The sequence below is a fragment of the Corynebacterium propinquum DSM 44285 genome, assembly GCF_000375525.1.
Lineage (GTDB): Bacteria > Actinomycetota > Actinomycetes > Mycobacteriales > Mycobacteriaceae > Corynebacterium > Corynebacterium propinquum.
This window is the reverse complement of record NZ_AQXC01000002.1, coordinates 17,947-32,132: the sequence shown is the minus strand read 5'-3', so window position 1 is coordinate 32,132 and position 14,186 is coordinate 17,947. Positions and strand designations below refer to the sequence as shown.

Genomic DNA, 14,186 nt, shown 5'->3' with positions numbered 1-14,186 from the left:
TCTAAGGAAGGCTTCACACGGACATGGCTGAAAACCGAAAGCAGTACATTACGCCAGAAACCAAGGCAAAGCTGGAAGAGGAACTGCAGGCTCTGATCGACCACCGCCCGGTAGTCGCTGCTGAGATTAACGAGCGCCGCGAAGAAGGCGACTTGAAAGAAAACGCCGGCTACGACGCTGCGCGTGAGATGCAGGACCAGGAAGAGGCCCGCATCAAGCACATCTCGGAGATTCTCGCGAACTCCACCACCGAGCGCACCGGTGTGCAAGAAGGTGTTGCCAACGTCGGTTCCGTCGTCCACGTGCACTACAACGAGGATCCAGAAAACAAAGAAACCTTCTTGATCGGTACCCGCGCCGCGGCCACCGACAACGAAAACTTGGAAACCTACTCGGAGCAATCCCCGCTCGGTGCAGCAATCCTGGGCGCCGAAGAAGGCGAAACCCGCCAGTACTCCGCACCAAACGGCAACGTCATCAAGGTCACCATTGACTCGGCCGCACCTTATGACTCCGCGTTGTACGCTACCCCACGCGACGAAAAATAAGTAAGGAATTTCCCATGACTAACTACCGTAAATTCGCCGTGACCGGAGTTTCTGCAGCAGCCCTCGCATTGGCTGCCTGCACCCCTCCGAATGAAAACCCTTCGGATCAGAAGGTCGAAACTGGTAATACTTTCGAGGCACCAACCTCCAGCGCCCCTACGGGCACTGAGACCGCTGAAGCTGGCACCACTGCTACCGACAGCACCACAGGCACTGGCACCAGTGGAAACGGTCAATCCGTACAGACCACGGAAACCGTCATCGGTGGAACCGAGTCCGAGCTGGACGACGACGAAGACGCTGAATTAGCCAAGGCCTCTGGAGATTCCGCGAGGGGTTCTGCAGGGGCCACGAAAACCACTGGCCCGCGCAAATCCACCGGGAAAACAATCGGGTTCATCAACTGCCTAGGAACCCCTGAGAAAAAACCCGACCATATCGTGTTGAACTGCGCGCACCCCGACGACCGCTTAACCAAGCTCAAGTGGGATTCGTGGGATGCCGATTCGGCGAAAGCCAGCGCACAAGATGCAGACAATAACACCGTGACGTTAGTTCTCCGCAGCCCTGTGGAGTCTGCACAGGGCACCGTCTTTTCAGAAATCTGGGTCGACGGACAACTGGTTACTCCATAACCGCTGTTAATCCGTAGCCGCTGAATAGCACACACAAAACTCCGGTGGGCCGGACTGCTTATTAGCAATCACACGCCCACCGGAGTTTTCCACTGTTCGCACGGTAATTACCCGTGCGAAAGCTACGAATAGTCGACCATCTAGCGCTGCTGGAAGTACGACAGCAGACGCAGAATCTCAGTGTAGAGCCAGACCAAGGTCACAGCCAGACCCAATGCAACGCCCCAGGCCATCTTGGATGGTGCACCGGCGCGGATCATACGATCAGCAGCGTCAAAATCCGTCAAGAACGATGCAGCGGCCAAACCAATGCAGACCAGCGAGAAGATAATCGCCAGGATTCCACCATCACGCAACGGGTTATTGCCGGTAAACATCGCCAATAGGAAGTTGCCCAGCATCAAAACAACGACACCAATGATGCAGGAAGTCAGGATCTTGTTGAAACGCGGGGTAACTTTCACTGCGCCGGTCTTATACACAATGAGCATGCCCAAGAAGACACCCACGGTTCCCAGGACGGCCTGACCGATCAGGCTCGCCGCATTGGCTTCGCCGACGTACATGCCAGAAAAGACCAGCGAGATACCACCGACAAACAAGCCTTCAAAAACGGCATAGAGCAGGGTCACAACCGGTGAACCCCATTTCTTGCCGAAGGAAGCGACCAACACGGTGACAAATCCGGCAATGGCACCGGCAAACGTTGCCATCATCGCGATCTGTGGATTCACCATGCCGATGCCGAAGTTCACGACGGCAAACAAGATAATTACGCCCAGCGTGATACCAGTCTTGGTGACGACGTCGTCGACAGTCATCGGGCGGTCAGCTTCTTGCTGCTGGCTCATTGGGGCGTAGCCGCCCTGCCCGCCGTAATTATCGTAAGCGTTGTAGTCCATCTGCTGCTGGAAACCAGCACTGTTGCCATTTCCATTGGCCCCAGCAGACAAATTGCTCATAACGGGGTTGCTGTTACGCACTGTAGAAATCCCGTGCCTTTCGTGTCATGGGTTGTACGTTTCTCATCTAGTGTAACGATGCGAAAGGCAAAATAGTTCCCACAATCATGAATGAATTATCAGCGGTGTGCCTGATCACCGGTGCGTCTCATCATTGTGGATATTGTGGGGTGTCATGGGGAGGGTGATTTAATAACGGACACTACATGGACACCAACCACGTTTTAGTGCCCACGTCTCCAGAGTTTCCGCTGGTCATGGTGCCCCCAGTCGGGCTCGAACCGACACTGTATGGATTTTAAGTCCACCGCCTCTGCCAATTGGGCTATGGGGGCAAATACCACGCCATCAGCTACTACGAGCTGCGGGTGGCACGGATACTTACTTTAGCACAGGAAGCGTTCCCGCTAGTTTCCAGATCACCCCATCCAGGATATCTTTTTCACTAATCACGAACTCACGCACTCCGTTGTGACGTTCAATCATATCCATGATGCCGCGCACAGCCACTGCCCCACCACCAAGTACATCGGCACGGCCAGGGTGCACCACGGGGTTTTGCGCACGCTGCGCAGCAGAAGTATGAATTACCTGCTCCAACAACACTCGCAGCGCTGCAAAGCGTAACACCGAACCATGGATCTGTTCCGGCTCGTAGTGTTCCAGGCCTTGTGCCAGCGCCGACAGCGTCGTGAAGGTTCCAGCACAACCAACGACGGTACGTGCCTTGTCAATCGGAACCAGTTTCTCCACCTCAGACATGCGCTCGGCGACGAAATCATCAGCTATTTCAATCTCCGTCTCACTCGGTGGATCAGACGGCATCATACGCTCAGTAATACGCACGCAGCCCATTGCTGCAGAATGTGCGCCAAGCAGCTCTTCGCCCTTTTCACTGACGATAAATTCTGTCGAGCCACCACCTAAATCAATGACGCAAAACGGGCCGGCATCGTCGGCAAGATCCTGCACAGCCCCCAAAAAGGACAGCTCCGCTTCTTCCTCGCCGGTAATAACTTCGGCCTGCGCGCCGCTTTCTACTTCACCGAGCAACTCCGCAGTCATGGCAAAAAACTCGCGGTTGTTTTTCGCATCACGCACCGCGGCCGTGGCAACCATGCGCACCTTTTCCACATTCTCGAATTTCATGATGTTGACGTAATTCCGCAAGGCTCTACGAGTACGTTCAATCGCATCCGGGGCAAGCTCGCCAGTAGCATCCACACTCTGCCCCAGGCGCACGATCTCCATCCGGCGCGTGACTTCGTGAGCCGTAAATCCCGACGGCGCACTACTCGTGCGGGTGATATCGCTGATCAGCAAACGGATCGAGTTCGTGCCACAGTCCACGGCTGCAATGCGCGTCATAAAAGTCCTTCGTCTTGGCGTTATTTAGGCGTTACTGAAATCAAAATCGTCGAGATTGATCCCCAAAGCTTCGCACGAGGGCCAATCCACCGGGATAGCAATCCCGCGCAGGTTTCCATGATCTGCCGCCATGGCCACAGCTTCCGTCCCCAAGCGGAAGTGGTCTGGGCCTTTTGCCAACGCGTAGGCGATCAGTACATGCAGGCATTTCACTCGCTCCGGCATACCGCCGCCAGAAAAATCTGTGCCCAGATCTTCCAATTCGTTGCGCTCACGCAAAAAGGCCTCGTGTGCGCGGAGGTAATCGTCGGCAAGCTCGTCATCGTCGGCCAACCGTGATTCCATCCACTTCATCACGTGCGCCACCTCGAGACGGGAAGCCTCCGCCGTAAGACGCGGATCAGTGAGGTAAAACAGCGTGGGAAACGGGGTGCCGTCGGGAAGTTTCGGCGTCGTTTTAATCACAGCGGGCTGACCATCAGGGGTGCGATAAGAGATCTCGACGACGCCGCGTGGTCGCCGCCCCAATTGTTTTTCGACGACAGCAAGCTCGGCGGAAGAAACACTCATGCCGCCTATTCTCGCATGAAACGACTCGCTACGCGCAACCGGTACCAGTACGCTTACTGGGCGGGTTCTTCTGCTGGCTCTGGAGCATCCGGGGCTGACTCAGCGCCCGGCTCTTCCGGATTATCCGAGCTTTCGCCCGCACCGGCAGGCTCCGGTGCCTCAGGTGGCTCTACTGCCTGCGGTGGTTCCGTGATCGAATCCCACAACACCTCATACCACGGCCGGGCTTCTTCATAGTCTTGCCGTGAAGTCGTGACCGAATCATTATCGGTAATACGTGGATCCAAAATACGGTAAGCAGTCTCACCAGGTGCTACCAAGCCAAAGCGGCGTCGCGCTTGCTCACGAACAAAATCTTCGTCGTGATAACGCTCTATTTCTTCTTCCAGCGCCGACTTTTCGGCCTGTTTCGCGGCGATGGAATCTTCCAAACGGGCAATTTCTGCCCTGCCTTCATAATAATTGCGCAGTGGTACTGCCACAGAGACCAAAATCACCAGCACCACAGAGACCATCACGCCGATGCTGACCAGATCGAATCGCTGGTGCAGCTTTTTCGTGGCCTTTGGATTCCGGGCAGCACCATTCTGCCCGGTGGTACGAGAAGAAACGGGCACGGTGGTCCGTGTCCGCAGCGTAGATTTTTTACGCTCAGTCATGATCTCCTCGAATTAGCATCCAGCGCAGGTTTTAGCCCCGGAAACGTGGGAATGCGTCCCGTCCAGCGTAACGTGCTGCAGCATCGAGTTCTTCTTCGATACGCAGCAAACGGTTGTACTTGGCTACACGCTCAGAACGGGCCGGTGCACCCGTTTTGATCTGACCGCACGATAGTGCAACCGCCAAATCGGCAATGGTGGTGTCTTCGGTTTCACCGGAACGGTGCGACATCATCGTGCGATAGCCGTTACGGTGTGCCAGTTCCACCGCATCGAAAGTTTCTGTCAGGGTACCAATTTGGTTGACCTTCACCAGCAGCGCATTCGCTGCACCCTTGTCGATTCCTTCACGCAAGCGCTGCGGATTGGTGACGAAGAAATCATCACCGACGATTTGTACCTTGTCGCCGATCTCGCGGGTGAGGTTAACGTAGCCGTCCCAGTCATTTTCATCCAATGGGTCCTCGATCGACACGATTGGGTACTCGTCGATCAGTTCGGCATAGACCTGTGCCATTTCCTCGCCGGACAGCTCAGAGCCTTCGAACTTATACGAGCCGTTGTCGTAGAACTCAGACGATGCCACGTCTAGTGCCAGTGCGACGTCCTTACCTGGCTGGTATCCGGCCTTCTTGATGGCTTCGACGATCACGTCCAAGGCAGCGCGGGTCGATTCCACGGACGGCGCGAATCCGCCTTCATCACCGAGACCAGTGGAAAGACCGCGTTCTTTCAGCACGGCCTTCAGCGCGTGATAGACCTCAGCGCCCTGCTGCAACGCTTCGGCAAAACTGGTGGCAGACAATGGTGCGATCATAAATTCTTGCACGTCGACACCGGAATCCGCGTGCGCGCCACCGTTGAGGATGTTCATCATCGGTACCGGCAGCACGTGGGCATTCGGGCCGCCGATATAGCGGTAGAGCGGCAGCGCTGCAGAATCAGCGGCAGCCTTGGCCACTGCCATGGATACACCCAAGATCGCATTGGCGCCCAACTTGGATTTGTTCTCGGTACCATCCAGCTGCAGCATTGCTGCATCGATCAGGCGCTGATCATCAGCTACCTGGCCAGCCAACTCATCAGCAATGACTTCGTTGACGTTTTCGACCGCTTGCAGAACACCCTTCCCCAGGTAACGCGTGCCACCGTCGCGCAGCTCATGGGCTTCGTGCTCACCAGTAGAAGCTCCAGACGGTACCCCGGCGCGGCCATGGGCGCCGTCGTCTAGAACAACTTCTGCTTCCACGGTAGGGTTGCCTCGCGAATCCAGGATCTCGCGAGCGAAAACGTGCATGATATCAGCCACTGGCTGGGCCTCCTCAGAGAATTAATGCGCAGTCGTGCGCCTTGTCAGGTGCAGTGAACACACTTAATTGTTCCAGATTTTCTTCCCAGCTGTAACAGGCACCCCGCACTAGCGGGATGCGGGCTGGTCAATGGCATAAGAATTCGCGGCATCGCGGACTTTGAGGACATAATCATTCGAGTTGTTATACGACAGGATCGCCTCGGTCCATGCTTGGGCATCATCCAAGTTTCGGCCATCAGTGCACAGCAATTTCGCAGCTGCCAGCGCAGCATCGTCGATGTGCTGTGGATCCGCAAACCCGTCCCCGGAAGCATCCAGACCATAGCGGTGCCAGGTTTGCGGAATAAACTGCATTGGACCAACCGCACGGTCATAAACCTCGTCGTTATCAAATTCACCGCCGTCGGTATCCGGGATGTGCACAGTGTTATTGGTGCCATCCAGCGCGATCCCGATAATCGGTGGATCTACCCGGCCGTCCTGCCCAATGGAAGGCCTATCGAACCAGTTACCGGCATAACTGCCGTGGCGGGTTTCGACCCAACCTATGCCCGCCAACGTCGTCCAATCCAGATTGCACGACGGCCACGCATCGCGGGCAATCAACTCCGCGTTGCCATACGCCCGCAACGCCTGCTCCGGGATCCCGGTGTCGTCGGCAAGCCCATCAGACCAGTAGGTGAGCTTATCGGCGGTACGTCCTTCGCTATGCACGTCAATCGAGGGCACTTCCTGCCCAGCCGCCGGCGGCACGTTATCCGGCACCGGCTGCAACTGGCGGGTCACCGACGGTCCATCAACAAATGACAGTAGCCACAGCACCACAGAGATGATCAACACGATCCCCAGCACTGAAGCACAACCGACTTTTAGGCAGCCTGATCTCCCACTTTGCACTGAATAATCCATGGTGGAATAAACCTACCCTCGCGCCTGTTCCGCACGCTTACCCTCTGCCCACAGCCGGTCTTGCTCTTCTTGCGAAACCACAGTGCTGGTGCCATCGAAAAGGTACGGCGCCCGTGAACGCATTTTCGCGATGAAACTCGCTGCCACATCATCCAAGCTAAACGCTTGCCGACGCCGCCCGAGCTCCGCATGAAACAGCAATTGCAGCAGGACATCCCCGAGTTCGCGCACCAGCTGGCCGTCGTCAATATCGCTATTGGTGTCGGCAGACTCGATAACGTCGGCAAGCTCAGCGACTTCCTCCCGCAAATACGGCACGAGAGTTTTATGCGTCTGCAGCAGTTCAAACTCGCCAATATCGCGGGCTCGCTGCATCACCTGGCGGGCAATATGCAGCTGATCATCGCGTGAACGAGCAGCGATCACACGCTCGCCGCGATCCAGTCGGTCCAGTACTCGCTGATCTGCCTCGTTAGTACTCACCAAAAGACCCTGGCCAACAGGGTCTGTTCCACTGATGATGTCGCCGAGGGTCCACCGCACCGACACAGGCACTTCCTCGGTATAACTCACTGGCCCATAGACACCACTGAATACTTCCAACGGGATTTGTTCGGGCCAACGAGGATCAAGAAGCAGAACAGTCATGGCCACAATCCTATAAGCAACCATGCCCGCTATACCCACCCCACCTTTCGCATCCAGAGTTTTCCAGGGTAGCTTTACCATCATGCACAGCGAGCCACATGCGAGAACTTCGAACACCGCAACCTCACGCGGGGCTGCAGCCACATCCCCCACCGGCGCAGATTCGCAGCACTCAGGAGAGGGAAAATCCAAGCACACCGTGACAATGTGGTCACTGGTGGCACTGATCATCGGCTCCTGTGTTGGCGCCGGCATCTTCTCATTGCCGCAAAATATCGCCTCGGTTGCCGCGCCCGGCGCGATGCTCATTGGGTGGGCAATCGCCGGTGTGGGCATGCTCTCAGTGGCGTTTGTGTTCCAGATTCTGGCGCACCGCAAACCGCACTTGGACTCCGGGGTGTATTCGTATGTGCGCGCTGGGTTGGGCGATTTCATTGGCTTTGCCTCAGGCTGGGGCTATTGGCTGGGCTCGGTGATCGCCCAGGTGGGCTACGCCACGCTGTTTTTCAACACCATCGGCCACTACATTCCACTGTTTCACGAGTCCAACCGGTGGGCCTCTTTCCTCTCGGTCAGTGTGATGACCTGGGTGATTTTCGCCCTGCTGAGCCGTGGGGTGAAACAAGCAGCGATCATGAACACCGTAGTGACCGTCGCCAAGCTGGTGCCCATCCTGGCGTTTATCGTGTTGCTGCTGTTCTTTGGGTTCAGCTGGGATACCTTCACCCTGGATTTTTGGGGCCATGACTCCAGCGAAGGCTCTGTGTTCGAGCAGGTGCAAGGCATCATGTTGTTTACCGTCTGGGTATTCATCGGTGTGGAGGGCGCCTCGGTGTATTCCAAGCAGGCTAGGCAGCGTACCGACGTCGGACGCGCCACTGTCCTGGGCTTTGTCTCCGTTCTCGTGCTGTTGGTATCGGTGGCAACGCTGTCTTTTGGTGTGTTAAGCCAAGAGGAATTAGCCGCCTTGCCCGATAACTCCATGGCTGCAGTACTCGAAGCAGCGATTGGCCCGGTCGGTGGGCTGCTGATCTCGATCGGATTGTGCATTTCCGTGCTGGGTGCCTATGTTTCCTGGCAGATGCTGTGTGCTGAACCCCTGACCATGATGGCTATCGACGGCCTGCTGCCCAAACGCACCGGATCCATCAATGCGGCCGGGGCACCATGGATGGCACAGTTGATTTCCACCTCGGTCATTCAATTCGCCGTCATCGTATTCTTCCTGAACGAAACTGCCTATATTTCCATGGTGCAGCTGGCCACCGTCATGTACCTGCTGCCCTATATTTTCTCCTCGCTGTACCTATTGCTGCTGGCTCTGCGTGGCAAAGGCATCACCCATCCGCACGCAGGCACCAGGTTTGATCTCTCCGGGCCCGAGATTTCCCGGCGGGAAAACCGCAAGCATTTATTCATCGGCGCCGTCGCTTTTATTTATTCGATGTGGCTCATTTATGCCGCCGATCCGGTTTATATTCTTTTCGGCGCACTCGCAGTTGTGCCCGGAATTGTCCCCTACGTGCTCACGCGAATCTCGCGCCGGGAAAAGCTATTCAACGGTTTTGAGTGGTCAATCGTGGTCCTGGTCTTCGTCGCTGCGATTATCGCTGCCGTGGGACTGGCGAATGGTTCGCTGCAGCTGTAATTCTGCGGTGTTGTATGCCCTGGGTGCGCTGGTCGCGAATTAGCCGTAGCTGGTAGTTCGCTGAAGGTTTTTAGTACGGTATGTACAACTGTTTCCTGTGACTATTTCCTGTGACTTTGACTTCTTTTTGGGAGCTTTTGTGACTCGTACCAGCGCGCATCTCACGCGTCCAACTACTGACGCTGCTACTACTGACACTGTTTCTGATCCTCATTTCGACGCCAGCACTACTGCGGAACACAATGCCGCACCGCACAAGACCGCAACCGCCGCAAACCGGAGCCTTGCAGGCGGCTACACCGCATGGGCCAACCGGGTGCGCGAGCTGGCAGAACAACGCAACGCTGTGATCTTGGCGCACAATTACCAAATTCCAGAAATCCAGGACGTCGCCCATCACACGGGTGATTCACTGGCGCTGTCCCGCCAGGCCGCAGAAACCGACGCAGACATCATCGTGTTTTGCGGTGTGCACTTCATGGCAGAATCCGCGAAGATTCTCTCGCCAAACAAGAAGGTGTTGATTCCGGATGCGCGCGCTGGTTGTTCTTTGGCCGATTCGATTACGGCGAAACAACTTCGCGAGTGGAAAGCCGAGCACCCCGATGCACTGGTGGTCAGCTACGTCAATACCACCGCTGATGTAAAAGCCCTGACCGACGTGTGCTGCACCTCGTCGAATGCCGTCGATGTCGTCAACTCCCTGCCTGCCGACCAAGAAATTCTTTTCTGCCCAGACCAGTTTTTGGGCGCTTATGTCAAACGCGAAACCGGCCGAGAAAATATGCACATTTGGGCTGGCGAATGCCACGTGCACGCCGGGATCAGTGCGGAACAATTAACGCAACAAACCCAGGACAACCCCTCGGCTGATCTCTATATCCACCCCGAATGTGGTTGTGCGAATTCCGCGCTGTACTTAGCGAACGAAGGCTTGGTGCCGCAGGAGCGTGTGCACATGCTTTCTACTGGGCAGATGATCACGCAGGCACAAAAGCAGCCGCACAACAAGGTGCTTGTGGCTACCGAAACCGGCATGCTGCACCAACTGCACCAGGCAGCACCGGACATTGATTTCCAAGCCGTCAACGACCGCGCTGAGTGCAAATACATGAAAATGATCACGCCGGAAGCCCTAGTGCGCTGCCTGGAAACCGAAACCGACGAAGTCACGGTGGACACCAATATCGCGGATGCTGCGCGCAAATCCCTCGAGGCCATGATCTCCATCGGCAACCCCGGTGGTGCCGAGTAAATGGCGCACCTGCAGTTACCTGATTGCTCTGCCCTAATCACCAGAGCCTTAGAAGAAGATTTCGCGTACGGGCCAGACCACACCACCGTGGCGACGGTAGCCGCTGATGCCACCTGCACCGCCGAATTGAATGCGCGCCAGGATGGAGTCATCGCTGGGTTGGGGCTAATCGAGCCAGTATTTTCCGCTACCGCCCAGCGGCTAGCCAGCTTGGGCATCTCGCTTGCCGACGCACCCGCAGACGATAGCCGTGCCGATGCTCACTCACCACAGGCTTTCCGCCTGACGCTGGAATGCCGCGACGGCACGGAGGTTGCCGCGGGGCAGCGCTTGGCGACGATTACTGCGAACACTCGTCTGGTACTCGCTGCCGAACGCACACTGCTCAATATCATCTCGCACGCCAGCGGTATTGCAACGGAAACCCGCCGGTGGGTGCGTGCAATCGAGCACGCGGCGGCCCACAAAGCGACACACCACACCGTGATTCCGCAAGCCGGTGTCCGCGATACCCGCAAGACTTTGCCGGGAATGCGCGAGCTGCAAAAATACGCGGTCCGCGCTGGTGGTGGCAGTAATCACCGCATGGGCCTGGGCGATGCCACCATGATCAAAGACAACCATGTGCACGCCGCCGGAGGTAGTGTCAGCCAGGCGCTACGCCTGGTGCGCGAACACGCCCCGCGTGTTCCTTGCGAAGTAGAAGTCGATACCCTGGAACAACTCGACGACATCCTACCGCTGCACCCAGACATCGTGTTGCTCGATAATTTCACTCCTGCTGAAGTCCACGCCGCCGTAGCGCGTCGGCAAGAGCTTAGCCCTGCCACCAAGCTGGAAGCCTCCGGAGGTTTGTCGCTAGATCAGGCCGGTGACTATGGCACCACCGGGGTTGATTATATTGCGGTAGGTGCACTGACCCATTCAGTGCGCGTGTTGGATATTGGATTGGATTTTTCATGAGCACAACCCACATCGCGCTTATTGGCGCCGGCCCGCGCGGAATCTCCGTGCTAGAACGTCTAGCGGCGTATCTGCAGGAAGCGTCTGGCAAGCACTCCCGGCCAGGGCACGCGCAGCCGAGCGCCCCACGCGTTACCGTCCACATCATCGATGATTCACAAATCGGTGCCGGGCGCGTCTGGGATACCGACCAAACCCGCACGCTGTGCATGAACACACTGGCAGATGCCGTCACATTGTTCACAGAGCCCGGTTCCTCGGTCGGCGCACCCGTATTGTCCGGGCCAACGCTTTACGAATGGATTCGCCTGCTTCGTGGAGATGATCTGCTGGCAGCACTCGAGGCCGGCTCTCTGAATTATGATACTGCTGCCGAGGTAGTCGCAGCGAAACAAGAGCTTTTCCGCCAGCACCCACCACGGGATGGCATAGCTGAGGATTACCGCGAGGAACTAGCCGGCAGCGTGGAACAATCTAATCCTTCGCGGGCACTTTATGGCGAGTATTTACGCTGGGTATACCGGGTCGCCGTGGCACAATTGCCGGATTCCGTGGACGTTGTCGAGCACAACTCGCGTGCTATCAGTATCCAGCAGGCCGACATCCAACAGGCCGACCGGGATGCGCAGGCTGGCAACGCGGACAGCGCATCAGACTATGACGCCGCAGATGTTGGCAGCCCGAACTATGACCTCATCACGCTGGCCGACGGCACCACCATTTCCGCGCACGCCACCGTGCTGGCCACCGGTTGGGTACTAAACGCAGATAACGACGAACAATACCAATTGCGTGCTGCCAACCAGTCGGAATACCTACGCTGGATCGGCCCAAATAACCCTGTGGAACAGCCCGTCGAGACGATACCTGCCGGGAAACCGGTGCTCGTGCGTGGTTTGGGCATGGGATTTTTTGATCTCATGGCATTGTGCACCCTGGGGCGCGGCGGCTTCTTTGAGGTGGACCCCACCAGCCGTTCCGGGTTACGGTACCGAGCTAGTGGCACTGAGCCGCAGTTCGTGGTGACTTCCCGGCGGGGTTATCCTTTCTTACCCAAGTCGGATTATGGATCACTCCCACCCAAGGCACAGATGCCGCGGCTGCAGGACGCATTGGCGGCAGCGCAAGACTGGGAACGGATTGATTTCTCCATCGATTTCGCCCCGTCGATTATCCGTGATGCGTTCGAAGCTTTTTACCGCACCCTGGCACACGTGCGCCCAGACACGATTGTGACCAGTCTGGATGAGATTGTCTCGGTCATTGATTCCACCCCGGTGCACGTGCTGCTGGACTCGCACGGTGTCCACAGCGCATTGGCACGGCATACTTCGGATTTCTGTGATCTGCAGCCGTATTTTCATCCGCGCGCAGAATCGACCAGCCAGGTTGCAGATTCCCTGGCCCGCGATATCGACGAGGCCCTCAAGGGCACAGATTCGCCGATCAAAGCCGCCCTGTGGGTATTTGCCTCCTGTCGCAAACACGTCGGCATTGCCGGTAGCCAAGGCAAATTCACCCCGGATTCCGCATCACCCAGCCTGCAAGAGGTCATGGCTTTGGGCCAGATGGTGGGGTCAGGACCACCACTATTTCGGTCCCAGCAGTTGCTTGCGCTTGTCGACGCCGGCCTGGTGGAATTCCTCGGGGCTTATCCACAACTGGAAATCAGCGCAGACGAGTTCACGCTGACCTGCGGTTCTGGGGTTACTGCGCGCCGGGCTAGTGCCGCCACACTTGTCGACGCTTGGTTGCCGAAGCCCGATATCCGCTTCCCCGCGGATCTGCTCAGCCAGTCGTTGTATGCTTCTGGTCGAATCCGTCCGTTTGTGGTCGACGGTGTCCAGACTGGTTCGCCGGAAACTGACACCAATACTCGCCGGACGATTCACCCGGACGGCGTCCAGGATTCTCGGCTGCACATCATCGGTATTCCTACGCATGCGCAGATGCCTGATACCACGATTTCCCCGATGCCGGGAACGGATCCACTGATGCTGCAAGAAACGGATCACACCGCACGCAGCCTGCACGCGATTATTCGGGATCTACCCGACGCAACTCCACAGTCGTAGGTGCTTGTGCAAGGCCTGCAAGCACCAGCTGCGTCATCCACCGCTGGTGGTCAGGCATAATATCGCTGGCCACGCTGGTGAGTTTCCGGGACAGCACGCCGATGGTGATAATAAATCGTTTGGCGTGCAGATCCTCCGACACAAAACCGTGGTGCGCGGCCTTTGCCAGTAATTTTTCGAATGGTTGCATATCGCGGTTGCGCACCACGCTGGCGAATTGTTCGACAAGGTCTTCGCGTTCGGCATACCGCGAGACCTGCTCGCTCAACGGACCTATCCCCTGTTCCACGAGTTCAACGACCACATTGGTCCACGCTTGCCACGGGTCGTCATCCCAGCGCGCATCATATTTTTCGATGATTTCACGGTGTTGCGCGTAGACGTAATCACCGACCGCCAAAATTAGTGCCCACCGGTCCGGAAAATTCCGGTGCACTGTGGCCACGCCAACCTCGGCCTCTGCAGCGATGGCGCGAAATGTCACATCAATCCCTTGTTGCCGGAACAGACGATGAGAAGCCCGGATGATGGCTTCGCGGTTTGCTTGGGCATCTGCGCGCACTGGTGCGGCTCCTTTCTCGGAGCGGATCAGGCAGTCGGTCACTATGCCTGTGCTGGGGTGTTTTTCTTCCGC

The 14,186-nt window shown here is 57.0% G+C and carries 14 protein-coding genes and 1 tRNA gene; 6 read left to right on the top strand and 9 right to left on the bottom strand.

What is annotated here, in order from left to right; translation table 11 throughout:
• Window positions 1-23 precede the first annotated feature (23 nt).
• Window positions 24-548 (top strand): transcription elongation factor GreA, encoded by a 525-nt coding sequence (gene greA / locus B142_RS0102180; RefSeq protein ID WP_018119907.1) that lies wholly within the window; start codon window positions 24-26, stop codon window positions 546-548.
• Window positions 549-562: 14 nt separating this feature from the next.
• Window positions 563-1,183, top strand: coding sequence for a hypothetical protein (locus B142_RS0102175; protein WP_018119906.1), 621 nt, complete (start codon window positions 563-565; stop codon window positions 1,181-1,183).
• Between the two features lie 140 nt (window positions 1,184-1,323).
• Here the strand turns inward: B142_RS0102175 and B142_RS0102170 are convergent, their stop codons facing one another.
• The 8 genes from B142_RS0102170 to B142_RS0102135 form a co-directional block, all read right to left on the bottom strand.
• A complete protein-coding gene (locus B142_RS0102170; RefSeq protein ID WP_026167761.1) occupies window positions 1,324-2,166 on the bottom strand; it encodes a Bax inhibitor-1/YccA family protein in 843 nt (280 codons plus the stop codon).
• A gap of 237 nt (window positions 2,167-2,403) precedes the next feature.
• Window positions 2,404-2,480 (bottom strand) — tRNA-Leu (locus B142_RS0102165).
• Between the two features lie 46 nt (window positions 2,481-2,526).
• On the bottom strand, window positions 2,527-3,513 hold the full coding sequence (locus B142_RS0102160) for a Ppx/GppA phosphatase family protein (protein WP_018119904.1): 987 nt from the start codon (window positions 3,511-3,513) through the stop codon (window positions 2,527-2,529).
• A 24-nt stretch (window positions 3,514-3,537) separates the two neighbouring features.
• On the bottom strand, window positions 3,538-4,083 hold the full coding sequence (locus B142_RS0102155) for a DUF501 domain-containing protein (protein ID WP_018119903.1): 546 nt from the start codon (window positions 4,081-4,083) through the stop codon (window positions 3,538-3,540).
• A 53-nt stretch (window positions 4,084-4,136) separates the two neighbouring features.
• Window positions 4,137-4,742, bottom strand: coding sequence for a septum formation initiator family protein (locus B142_RS0102150; RefSeq protein ID WP_018119902.1), 606 nt, complete (start codon window positions 4,740-4,742; stop codon window positions 4,137-4,139).
• A gap of 31 nt (window positions 4,743-4,773) precedes the next feature.
• Window positions 4,774-6,051 carry a phosphopyruvate hydratase gene (gene eno / locus B142_RS0102145; RefSeq protein WP_018119901.1) on the bottom strand — a complete coding sequence of 426 codons (1,278 nt, stop codon included), beginning with the start codon at window positions 6,049-6,051 and terminating at the stop codon, window positions 4,774-4,776.
• Window positions 6,052-6,159: 108 nt separating this feature from the next.
• Window positions 6,160-6,963 carry a lytic transglycosylase domain-containing protein gene (locus tag B142_RS0102140; protein ID WP_049148224.1) on the bottom strand — a complete coding sequence of 268 codons (804 nt, stop codon included), beginning with the start codon at window positions 6,961-6,963 and terminating at the stop codon, window positions 6,160-6,162.
• 12 nt (window positions 6,964-6,975) lie between these two features.
• The gene (locus B142_RS0102135; RefSeq protein ID WP_026167760.1) at window positions 6,976-7,611 is read right to left on the bottom strand and encodes a MazG nucleotide pyrophosphohydrolase domain-containing protein; all 636 of its coding nucleotides are present in this window, start codon (window positions 7,609-7,611) and stop codon (window positions 6,976-6,978) included.
• An 82-nt stretch (window positions 7,612-7,693) separates the two neighbouring features.
• Here B142_RS0102135 and B142_RS0102130 point away from each other — a divergent pair, with 82 nt between their 5' ends.
• The 4 genes from B142_RS0102130 (at window position 7,694) to B142_RS0102115 (ending at window position 13,552) form a co-directional block, all read left to right on the top strand.
• Window positions 7,694-9,259: an amino acid permease gene (locus tag B142_RS0102130; RefSeq protein ID WP_081604905.1), complete on the top strand. Its 1,566-nt coding sequence runs from the start codon at window positions 7,694-7,696 to the stop codon at window positions 9,257-9,259.
• 139 nt (window positions 9,260-9,398) lie between these two features.
• Entirely contained in the window at window positions 9,399-10,514 is a 1,116-nt protein-coding gene (gene nadA / locus B142_RS0102125) for a quinolinate synthase NadA (RefSeq protein WP_236658163.1), read from the top strand.
• Window positions 10,515-11,477 (top strand): carboxylating nicotinate-nucleotide diphosphorylase, encoded by a 963-nt coding sequence (gene nadC / locus B142_RS0102120; protein WP_018119896.1) that lies wholly within the window; start codon window positions 10,515-10,517, stop codon window positions 11,475-11,477.
• Window positions 11,474-13,552 (top strand): FAD/NAD(P)-binding protein, encoded by a 2,079-nt coding sequence (locus B142_RS0102115; RefSeq protein WP_018119895.1) that lies wholly within the window; start codon window positions 11,474-11,476, stop codon window positions 13,550-13,552. Before nadC ends, B142_RS0102115 begins: the two co-directional genes overlap by 4 nt.
• Here B142_RS0102115 and B142_RS0102110 read toward each other — a convergent pair.
• A complete protein-coding gene (locus B142_RS0102110; protein WP_161797457.1) occupies window positions 13,515-14,114 on the bottom strand; it encodes a TetR/AcrR family transcriptional regulator in 600 nt (199 codons plus the stop codon). The genes B142_RS0102115 and B142_RS0102110 overlap by 38 nt on opposite strands.
• Between the last annotated feature and the right edge of the window lie 72 nt (window positions 14,115-14,186).

What these genes read in the sequence shown, in the direction of transcription:
- greA (WP_018119907.1), top strand. Translation starts at nt 24, where the DNA reads ATGGCTGAAAACCGAAAGCAGTACATTACGCCAGAAACCAAGGCAAAG.
- B142_RS0102175 (WP_018119906.1), top strand. Translation starts at nt 563, where the DNA reads ATGACTAACTACCGTAAATTCGCCGTGACCGGAGTTTCTGCAGCAGCC.
- B142_RS0102160 (WP_018119904.1), bottom strand. Translation starts at nt 3,513, where the DNA reads ATGACGCGCATTGCAGCCGTGGACTGTGGCACGAACTCGATCCGTTTG.
- B142_RS0102155 (WP_018119903.1), bottom strand. Translation starts at nt 4,083, where the DNA reads ATGAGTGTTTCTTCCGCCGAGCTTGCTGTCGTCGAAAAACAATTGGGG.
- B142_RS0102150 (WP_018119902.1), bottom strand. Translation starts at nt 4,742, where the DNA reads ATGACTGAGCGTAAAAAATCTACGCTGCGGACACGGACCACCGTGCCC.
- B142_RS0102140 (WP_049148224.1), bottom strand. Translation starts at nt 6,963, where the DNA reads ATGGATTATTCAGTGCAAAGTGGGAGATCAGGCTGCCTAAAAGTCGGT.
- B142_RS0102135 (WP_026167760.1), bottom strand. Translation starts at nt 7,611, where the DNA reads ATGACTGTTCTGCTTCTTGATCCTCGTTGGCCCGAACAAATCCCGTTG.
- B142_RS0102130 (WP_081604905.1), top strand. Translation starts at nt 7,694, where the DNA reads ATGCACAGCGAGCCACATGCGAGAACTTCGAACACCGCAACCTCACGC.
- nadC (WP_018119896.1), top strand. Translation starts at nt 10,515, where the DNA reads ATGGCGCACCTGCAGTTACCTGATTGCTCTGCCCTAATCACCAGAGCC.
- B142_RS0102115 (WP_018119895.1), top strand. Translation starts at nt 11,474, where the DNA reads ATGAGCACAACCCACATCGCGCTTATTGGCGCCGGCCCGCGCGGAATC.